General features: G+C 55.0%; 7 protein-coding genes. 3 read left to right on the forward strand and 4 right to left on the reverse strand.

Annotated elements, in window-relative coordinates; all coding sequences use genetic code 11:
- A partial coding sequence (locus tag HP459_RS18550; RefSeq protein WP_216661698.1) for a DASS family sodium-coupled anion symporter occupies positions 1-1,093 on the reverse strand: 1,093 nt, incomplete at its 3' end.
- Positions 1,094-1,701: 608 nt separating this feature from the next.
- On the opposite strand from HP459_RS18550, the gene HP459_RS18555 reads away from it, so the two are divergent.
- Positions 1,702-4,482: a flavocytochrome c gene (locus HP459_RS18555; RefSeq protein WP_171936618.1), complete on the forward strand. Its 2,781-nt coding sequence runs from the start codon at positions 1,702-1,704 to the stop codon at positions 4,480-4,482.
- 58 nt (positions 4,483-4,540) lie between these two features.
- Positions 4,541-5,503: an FAD:protein FMN transferase gene (locus HP459_RS18560; RefSeq protein ID WP_038416330.1), complete on the forward strand. Its 963-nt coding sequence runs from the start codon at positions 4,541-4,543 to the stop codon at positions 5,501-5,503.
- On the opposite strand, the gene dcuR is transcribed toward HP459_RS18560, so the two are convergent.
- A complete protein-coding gene (dcuR, locus tag HP459_RS18565) occupies positions 5,484-6,203 on the reverse strand; it encodes a two-component system response regulator DcuR (protein ID WP_023300497.1) in 720 nt (239 codons plus the stop codon). The two genes, HP459_RS18560 and dcuR, sit on opposite strands and share 20 nt — an antisense overlap.
- Positions 6,200-7,816, reverse strand: a complete 1,617-nt coding sequence (locus tag HP459_RS18570) for a sensor histidine kinase (RefSeq protein WP_032624010.1) — start codon at positions 7,814-7,816, stop codon at positions 6,200-6,202. Before HP459_RS18570 ends, dcuR begins: the two co-directional genes overlap by 4 nt.
- A 153-nt stretch (positions 7,817-7,969) precedes the next feature.
- On the opposite strand from HP459_RS18570, the gene HP459_RS18575 reads away from it, so the two are divergent.
- Positions 7,970-8,833, forward strand: coding sequence for an N-acetylmuramic acid 6-phosphate etherase (locus tag HP459_RS18575; protein ID WP_171936619.1), 864 nt, complete (start codon positions 7,970-7,972; stop codon positions 8,831-8,833).
- A gap of 55 nt (positions 8,834-8,888) precedes the next feature.
- On the opposite strand, the gene HP459_RS18580 is transcribed toward HP459_RS18575, so the two are convergent.
- A partial coding sequence (locus HP459_RS18580) for a porin (protein WP_171936620.1) occupies positions 8,889-9,115 on the reverse strand: 227 nt, incomplete at its 5' end.

Raw genomic sequence — 9,115 nt, forward strand, 5'->3', positions numbered from 1 at the left:
CCACCAGGGTGGCGAACCAGACGAAGGTATTCCACGCGGCTTTGTTGCCGGTGATGTCGTTCCACTCCAGCACGCCGGTCCACAGCATCAGGCCAACGATCAGCAGGGCAGCCATGGCCGGTTCAATCCACGCCGCGGCGAAGATCCACATCAGCAGCGCGCAGCACACGAACACCAGCAGCAGGATCTCATTGCGCGACAGTTTGCCCAGTTTTTCCAGTTCGCGGGTCGCCCACAGTGGTACTTCATTGTTTACCTTCACTTCTGGCGGGTAGAACCAGTAGGCCAGCAGCGGCATGGTCAGGATCAGCAGGATACCCAGCGGCAGGAAGGCGAGGAACCAGGTCCCCCAGGAGATATCAATTCCAACGGTGCTTTTCACCAGCGCCAGTGCCAGCAGGTTAGGTGCCAGAGCGGAAAGGAACATCGAGCTGGTGATACAAGCCGCGGTGATTGCCACCCACATCAGATAGGAACCGATTTTGCGCGCGCTTGGGTCGTTGGGTTTTGAACCGTACAACGGCGGCAGGTTAGCGATAATCGGGTAGATGGTCCCACCGCTGCGCGCGGTATTGGACGGGGTGAACGGGGCCAGCAGCAGGTCCGCGAAGGTAATGGCGTAACCGAGCGTCAGGCTGCGACGGCCCAGGTACTTCACCAGAATCAGCGCCAGACGGCGGCCGAAGCGGGTTTTGTCGTAGCCTGCGGCGAACATAAAGGCACCGAAGATCAGCCAGACGGTGGAGTTACCAAACCCGCTCACCGCCCATTTAAAGGAGGCGCCCGCCAGCTTGAATTTCGGGTCAGCCAGCTGTTCGGGGCTAAAGAGCACCCACTGGCTGCACAGCGCAATCGCCACCACGCCGGTGAGGCCGATTACGGCGCCCGGCAGAGGTTCGAAAATCAACCCGACGATGACGCCAACAAAGATGGCGAAGTAGTGCCACGCATAAGGCGGCAGACCTTCCGGAACGGGGACAAACAACAGCAGGACGGCGACAATGACGGGCAGGGCCATCATCAGCAGGCGTTTTGCTGTTCCATTTGATGCCAGATTCGCCGCAGGAGGCGTTACAGCAGTTTTTGTTTTCATAGTTTCACGTCTTAAGTTGTCAAAAATTCGTCGTACAGCGAAAACACAAATTCGATTGCTTTATTCGTTTTACTTTTTTTAGTTATTTAAGGTGCGTTTTTGTGTTTTCAGTAATAGCGATTTAACGCATTATTGTTTGCGCTAAATAAAAAATGATGATGTTTTTATATTGCGCCTTTGGATGCCATTACTATTGATCGCGATCAAAAAAAAAGAATTGAGGACGTAAATTTATACTTTTTATAATAACCACTCTGAGTAGTGTGGTTATTCGCTATTTTTAAGCGTTTTATTTATCAATTCTATAACATTATTAATTTGGACTGTGTTTTAAGTTTTGATTTTAAAGGGTTTTTGATGTGATTGGTGTATTGGCTTTACCATTGTTGATTTAACTTTTTTTAAATTAATGTGAACGTATAAAACATTCAAGCTAACACCAATGTGTTATTAATGTTATCGCAGGGATTAAATAGTTTATTAACTAACGTAATGACTTTAGAAACTAAAAAAAGCTTTATATTAATGTCATGACATCGGCAAAAACACGAAATAAAAAATCCATACCGATAACGAATTCTTAATTTTTAAAGTTTGGAGTTTCTATTATGAGCACTAACGAACGTATTTTAAGCCCCTTCACATTACCGAATGGTACTGAACTGAAAAACCGTTTGTTAATGGCCCCGATGACAACCTGTACGGGGTATTTCGATGGCACCGTGACCAGCGAGCTGGTGGAGTACTACCGCGCCCGCGCTGGCAGCATCGGCACCATTATCGTTGAATGCTGTTTTGTTGACGATCTCGGCCTTGCGTTCCCGGGCGCAATTGGTATTGATAACGACGAAAAAATCGCCGGACTGGCAAAAATCGCTGACGCCATTAAGTCCAAAGGTTCCAAAGCCCTTCTGCAAATTTACCACGGCGGCCGTATGGTCGACCCAAAACTGATCGGCGGCCGGACGCCGGTTGGCCCAAGCGCGGTTGCCGCGCCGCGTGACGGTGCCGCGACGCCGGTTGCTCTGACTTCAGAAGAAGTGGAAGGCATGATCGGCAAGTTCGGCGAAGCCGTACGCCGCGCAATTCAGGCCGGCTTCGATGGCGTCGAAATCCACGGGGCGAATACCTATCTGATCCAGCAGTTCTACTCCCCGAACTCTAATCAGCGCGACGACGAGTGGGGTGGCAGCCGCGATAACCGCGCGAAATTCCCGCTGGCGGTGCTGGACATTACCCACAAGATGGTGCGCCAGTATGCGGACGACGCGTTCATCGTTGGCTACCGTTTCTCACCGGAAGAGCTGGAAGTCCCCGGCATTCGCTTCGAAGACACCCTGTATCTGCTGGAAAAACTGGCCGCTCGTGGGGTGGATTATCTGCACTTCTCCCTTGGCGCCGCCCTGCGTCCTTCTATCGTCGATACTCAGGACCCGACGCCACTTATCGAAAAATACTGCGCCATGCGCTCTGACACGCTGGCGCAGGTACCGGTGATGGGCGTTGGCGGCGTGGTGAATGCCACGGATGTGAATGAAGCGCTGGATCACGGTTACGACCTGATAGCCGTTGGTCGCGCCACCATCGCCTATCCGGACTGGACCGATCGCATCGCGGCGGGCGAAAGCCTGGAGCTGTTTATGGACAGTACCCGACGCGAAGAACTGAGCATCCCGGAACCGCTGTGGCGCTTCTCGCTGGTGGAAGCGATGATCCGCGACATGAGCATGGGCGAATCTAAATTCAAACCGGGCACCTTTATTGAAAAAGTGCAGGACGATGCTAACGAACTGGTGATTAACGTCAGCCTCGAAACCGATCGTATTGCCGATATCGAACTGGCCTCCGGCCCGAGTGAAGACGTCGAGTTTGTCACCAGCTTCGAAGAGATCCGTACCCGTATTCTGGATGCCAATACCCCGCACGTGGATGCTATCACCGGCGCGACCAGCCAGAGCGAGGCGGTGAAAAAAGCGGTCTCGAAGGCGATGCTGAAATCCAGCAAAGCGCTGGCGGCAGAAGAGGGCGCTGACCCGAATGAGACTAAAAGCGTGGACGTGGTGGTGGTCGGCAGCGGCGGCGCCGGTCTGGCGGCGGCGATTCAGGCGCACGACGAAGGCGCGAGCGTGCTGATCGTTGAGAAAATGCCGACTATTGGCGGGAACACCATCAAAGCCTCTGCCGGGATGAACGCGGCTGAGACCCGCTTCCAGCGCGTGAAGGGCATTCAGGACAGCAAAGAGCTGTTCTACCAGGAAAGCCTGAAAGGCGGTGGCAATAAGAACAACCCTGAACTGCTGCGTCGCTTTGTCGAGAACGCGCCGGAGGCCATAGAATGGCTGGCAACGCGCGGCATTATGCTCAACGACATCACCACCACCGGCGGGATGAGCATCGACCGTACGCACCGTCCGAAAGATGGTTCCGCGGTGGGCGGATATCTGATTAGCGGCCTGGTGCGCAATGTCAACAAACGCAACATCGAGGTGATGCTGGATACCTCCGTGAGCGACATCATCTTCGAAAACGGCGAAGTGACCGGCGTGCGTCTGACCACCGAAGAGAACGAAACCCTCACCGTGGCAACTAAAAGCGTAATTGTCGCGACGGGCGGCTTCAGCGCCAACAGCCAGATGGTGGTGAAATACCGTCCGGACCTGGAAGGGTTCGTGACGACTAACCACAAAGGCGCAACCGGCGGCGGTATCGCACTGCTGGAGCGTATTGGCGCAGGCACCGTCGATATGGGCGAAATCCAGATCCACCCAACCGTTGAGCAGAAAACGTCGTACCTGATTTCCGAATCCATCCGCGGCGGCGGGGCGATTCTGGTAAACCAGCAGGGCAACCGCTTCTATAACGAAATGTCGACCCGCGACAAAGTCTCGGCGCAAATCATCGCGCTGCCGGAGAAATACGCTTACATCGTCTTTGACGAGCATGTTCGCGCCAAAAACAAAGCCGCGGATGAGTACATCGCGAAAGGGTTTGTCACCAGCGCCAGCTCGCCAAAAGCCCTGGCGGAAGCGCTGGGGATGGATCACCACCAGTTCCTGGCAACGCTGGAACGCTACAACGGCTTTGTGGAAAAACAGCATGACGATGATTTTGGCCGCACCACCGCGCTGCGTGCGCCTATCAACGAAGGGCCGTTCTATGCCATTCAGATTGCGCCGGGCGTGCACCACACCATGGGCGGTGTGACCATCAATACAGAAACCTGCGTGCTGGACAGCAACCACAACGTATTGCCGGGAGCCTTTGCTGCGGGTGAGGTTGTCGGGGGTATCCACGGCGGTAACCGCATCGGTGGTAATGCGGTGGCAGATATCATTATTTTTGGTACGCTTGCCGGACATCAGGCGGCTATGCGTTCGAAAACACGGTAAGGCTCCTGTTTCCCCGGCGGCGCGGTGCTTGCCGGGGCTACATCTGAGGACTTATGTAATGCCTGATAGCCATCGCGTTTACAGCTACAACGCCGTTCTGATGGGCTCGCCCATCCTCCTGAAACTCTTCTCCCATGACGAAGCCCTCGCGTCCCGCGTGTTTCGCCTGATCAAACAGTACGAAGATCTCCTCACCGTCAACCGTGCGGATTCGCAGGTGATGGATGTCAACCATGCTGCCGGTCAGCATCCGGTTGTCGTCAGTCGCCCGGTGTTTGACCTGATCCGCTGCGCGAAAGCGGCCAGCCTGCCTACAGACAGTGCGTTCAACCTGGCGATAGGTCCGCTGGTCAAACGCTGGAAAATTGGCTTTAAGGGGGACGCTGTACCGCCCGCGGACGAGATCGCCGCCTTGCTGAGTATCACGGATCCTGCGAACGTGGTACTGGATGACGCCAACAGCAGCGTGTTTCTTACACGCCAGGGAATGGAGATCGATCTGGGGGCTATCGCCAAAGGTTATATCGCCGACAGGGTGCGGGATTACCTGCATAAAGAGGGCGCCGAACTCGGGTTGATCAACCTTGGCGGCAACGTCCAGACGTTAGGCTCGCCGGAGGGTGGCTGGCGCGTCGGGCTGAAAAAACCGTTCGCCGGTGACGCGCTGATTGGCGCCATAACGGTAGAAAACCGGTCGGTTGTGACGTCAGGCACCTATGAGCGCTACTTCGAGCAGAACGGCAAACGTTATCATCACATACTTGACCCGCGTACCGGCTACCCGCTGGATAACGAACTGGACAGCGTGACGATTATTTCGCAAGACTCCCTCGACGGCGATATCTGGACCACGCTGATCTACGGCATGGGCGTGGAGCAGGGCTGCGCCGCGCTGCGTTCGCGCCCCGATATTGAAGCCATTTTTGTCACCAAAACAAAAGAAGTGGTGATCTCCTCGATGCACCACTTCCGTTTTACCCTTCTGGACGACAGCTACCGAATTACTGGCAGTACTGTTTGAGCAGGCCGACCTGTTCCGGCTGCAAACGGTAGCGATATACCGGTCGACCGGTGGCGCCGTAGTGAATGCTGGTGAACAGGATATTGATTTGCGCCAGCCAGATCAGGTATTTGCGGCAGGAGACGCGGGAAATGTTGACCGCATTCGCCAGATCGTCGGTGGAAAATTCTATCTCCGGATGGCTGTCGATCCACTGGCAAATGGTGCGCAGCGTCTGCGGCGTTAAGCCTTTCGGTAATTTTTTGCTGTCGGCCAGCTCCGGCGCGCCGCCGTGGATCAGCCTGTCGACGTCGGCCTGTTCATAATACTGATGCGAGCCCATCAGACTGCGCTTTGCCTTCCAGCCGTTCAGCGCCTCTTCAAAACGCGGGAACTGGAACGGTTTAATCAGGTAATCCACCACGCCATAGTGCATCGACGTCTGGATCGTTGCGGCGTCGGAGGCCGACGAAATCATGATAACGTCAATCGGGCGGCCCGATGCCCGGATGATGGGCAATAGATCCAGCCCGTTATCCTGCTGCATATAGACATCCAGCAGCACCAGATCGATCGGCTGGCCTGGGTTTGCGATCAATGCTTCGGCCTGGTTGAGCGTAGAAGCGACGCCGCAGCAGTTAAAACCCTCAACGCGGTTAACATACAGACGGTTGAGGTCGGCTACCATGGCGTCATCATCGACAATTAATACATTTATCACGCGATATTCCTCTCGCTATCCCAGGGGATCTGAACAAAAAATTGGGTAAATACGCCAGGCTCCGACTCGACGGTAATATCTCCGCCCAGGTTCTGGATCTGCTGACGTGCAAGGAACAGCCCAACGCCACGGTTTTCACCTTTTGTTGAGTAGCCCTTTGTAAAAATAGCCTCCAGCCGCTCGGGATCAATGCCGGGACCGTCATCGCTGACCTCACCGCTCAGCCAGCCGTTCTGATAATGCAGCAGCAGGCCGATCTCGCCTTCCGGCTGACCTTCCATCGCATCCAGGGCATTTTCGATTAAATTGCCCAGCACGGTGATCAGAACCGCAACCTGCTCTTCATTGCTGGTGTCAGGAAGCTGACTCTCCTCGGCCAGCGTCAGGGTCACTCCCGCCTCTTTGGCGCGGTTGATTTTACCCAGCAGGAAACCCGCAATGACCGGCGATTTAACCTTGCGCTGTATCGCGCCGATATCCGTCTGATAATTCTGTGCGGTCTGGATGATGTACTCTTCCAGCTTATCGTAGCGCTTCATGTGCAGCAGGCCGAGGATCACGTGCAGCTTGTTCATAAACTCATGCGTATGTGAGCGCAGGGCATCAACATAGTTGACCATACCATCGATACGCTGCATTAACTGGCTGATTTCGGTCTTATCGCGGAAGGTGCTGATTGCCCCGATCACCTGATTCTGGCTTTTCACGGGGACCATGTTGCACAGCAGTAGCCGTCCGTTACAGCCGATCTCCTGATCCTGACGAGCAATGCCGGTTTTCGCCACTTCCCGCAGGCTGACCAGCAATGGTTCGCCGCTGCTCTCGGAGTGCTCACCCGAGCTCAGGAGCAAAATTTCTCTGGCGGTGTGGTTAATCATCGTCACGCGCCCGTGCATATCAACAGCCATCACGCCTTCGCGCAGGGACTGCAACATGGCCTGGCGCTGCTCAAAGAGGGCAGAGATCTCGTAAGGCTCCAGCCCGAAGAGAATACGTTTCAGAACCCGGACCAGACCCCATATCGCCACTGAGCTCATCAGAACGCTGAATAAGATGGTCCACACGGCATTGAGCCGACCGCGGGCAATTTGATCTTCAACTTTATTCAGCGAAATACCCACCACGACCACGCCGATCTGGTCGTGCCGATCGTCATAAACGGGCGTAAAGACGCGCAGTGCTTCCGCGAGTGCGCCGCGGTTCACGGAGACATTCTCTTTCCCTTCGAGGGCGGGCGTCAGATCGTCGCCAATAAAATGCAAACCTAACAGCGCTTCGTTTGGATGGGAATAGCGGATCCCACGCAGGTCGGTAACCACGGTAAACAGCAGGTCGTTGCGCTTCGTCACCGCCTGGGCAATCGGCTGGATGATGCCAGCCTGCGGCGATTCCATCAGGCCACGCTTGATCTCCGGGCTGTCGGCCAGCGTTCGGGCGATACCCAGCGCAGTATCTTTCACGTCATCGCGCGTGGCACGGGTGATCTGCACAGAGTACAGCGCGAAGACCACCAGCAGCACAGAACCGATAATGGCGCACACCATCAGCGTAACCAGCGTATTCAGCTTCATAGGGCGCTTGCGCGTCGGGGGGAAGGGCTGCAAATCGCTCATTAACACTCCGCGATGAAAAAGAAAGGGCTAATTATCGCTGATGACGGGCATTTCATAAAGCCATGTAAAGAGAGGCGTTTCGTGAGCCTTCTCTCATGTGACCTGTATAAAACACTTTATAGTGTGGGGGTACTCATAATAAGGAGGCAGTTTATGAGCATTATGCTTATCGGTACGGCCAGGGAAAGACGGCACGCCAGCACGATGAACATCGACAGATTATCTACGCTGGATATGCTTAATGTCATACACCAGGATGACGCACAAATCTCTTCTGCACTTACCCCTCACTTAAGTATGCTGGCTCGCGTGGTGGATAACGCGGCGGCGACGCTTAGTCACGGCGGACGTCTGGTGCTGATCGGCGCAGGCGCGTCCGGAGGCGTGGCGAAGCAGGCGGCAGAAGCGTTCGCGCCGGGAAAACATCCGGTCATTGCGATGACAGCAGGCGATAACGCCGGAAGCTACGCGCGCGGCGTTGCAGACCTTCAGACGATAAAATTCGGCGAGCACGACATGATGCTGGCGCTGTCCGTCAGCGGCAAAACGCCATGGGTTTGGGGCGCGATGCGTCATGCGTGGTCTCTGGGCTCAACGGTCGCGCTCATTACGGAGGATGCGCAAAGTGAAGCGGCGCAGCTGGCGAGCATGGTTATTGCCCCCGATCTGGGCGCGGATGTGGTTGCCGGGTATACCAACGCCAAAGCGGGCATTGCGCAAAGCATGATAATGCATATGGTCACCACCGGTCTGGCGATACGGACAGGACGGGTGTACAGCAACCTGCGTGTTGATCTGGAGGCAAGCAATACCAGATGGGCCGAGCGACAAATTGCCATTGTAATGGAAGCGGGGGGATGCTCCCGGGCGCAGGCGAAGGCGGCGCTGGAAAGCTGTAACCATCAGTGTAAAACGGCGGTGCTAATGGTGCTGACGGGTATGGATGCCTGGAAAGCGCATGAATTACTGGCACAGAATAACGGGTTTGTTCGCCTGGCCTTGCAGGAAGCGCCGTAATATTTCAGCGTCAAATAAAAAAAGCCCGCGTTGCGGGCTTTGCTATTTATGGGGATCAGAACTGGTAGATCATACCGATGCCAACGATGTCATCGGTTGCAATACCGTTGTCATTGTAGAAGGCATCATCTTCGTCCAGCAGGTTGATTTTATAATCAACGTAGGTGGAGAAGTTCTTGTTGAAGCTGTAGGTCATGCCCACGTCGATGTAGTTAACCAGATCCTGGTCTACATAGTCATAACCATTGCCTGGATGATAATCGTTACCACCCAAATCGATGC

Origin of the sequence: Enterobacter sp. CM29 (assembly GCF_013179605.1) — a bacterium.
Taxonomy (GTDB): Bacteria; Pseudomonadota; Gammaproteobacteria; order Enterobacterales; family Enterobacteriaceae; genus Enterobacter; species Enterobacter intestinihominis.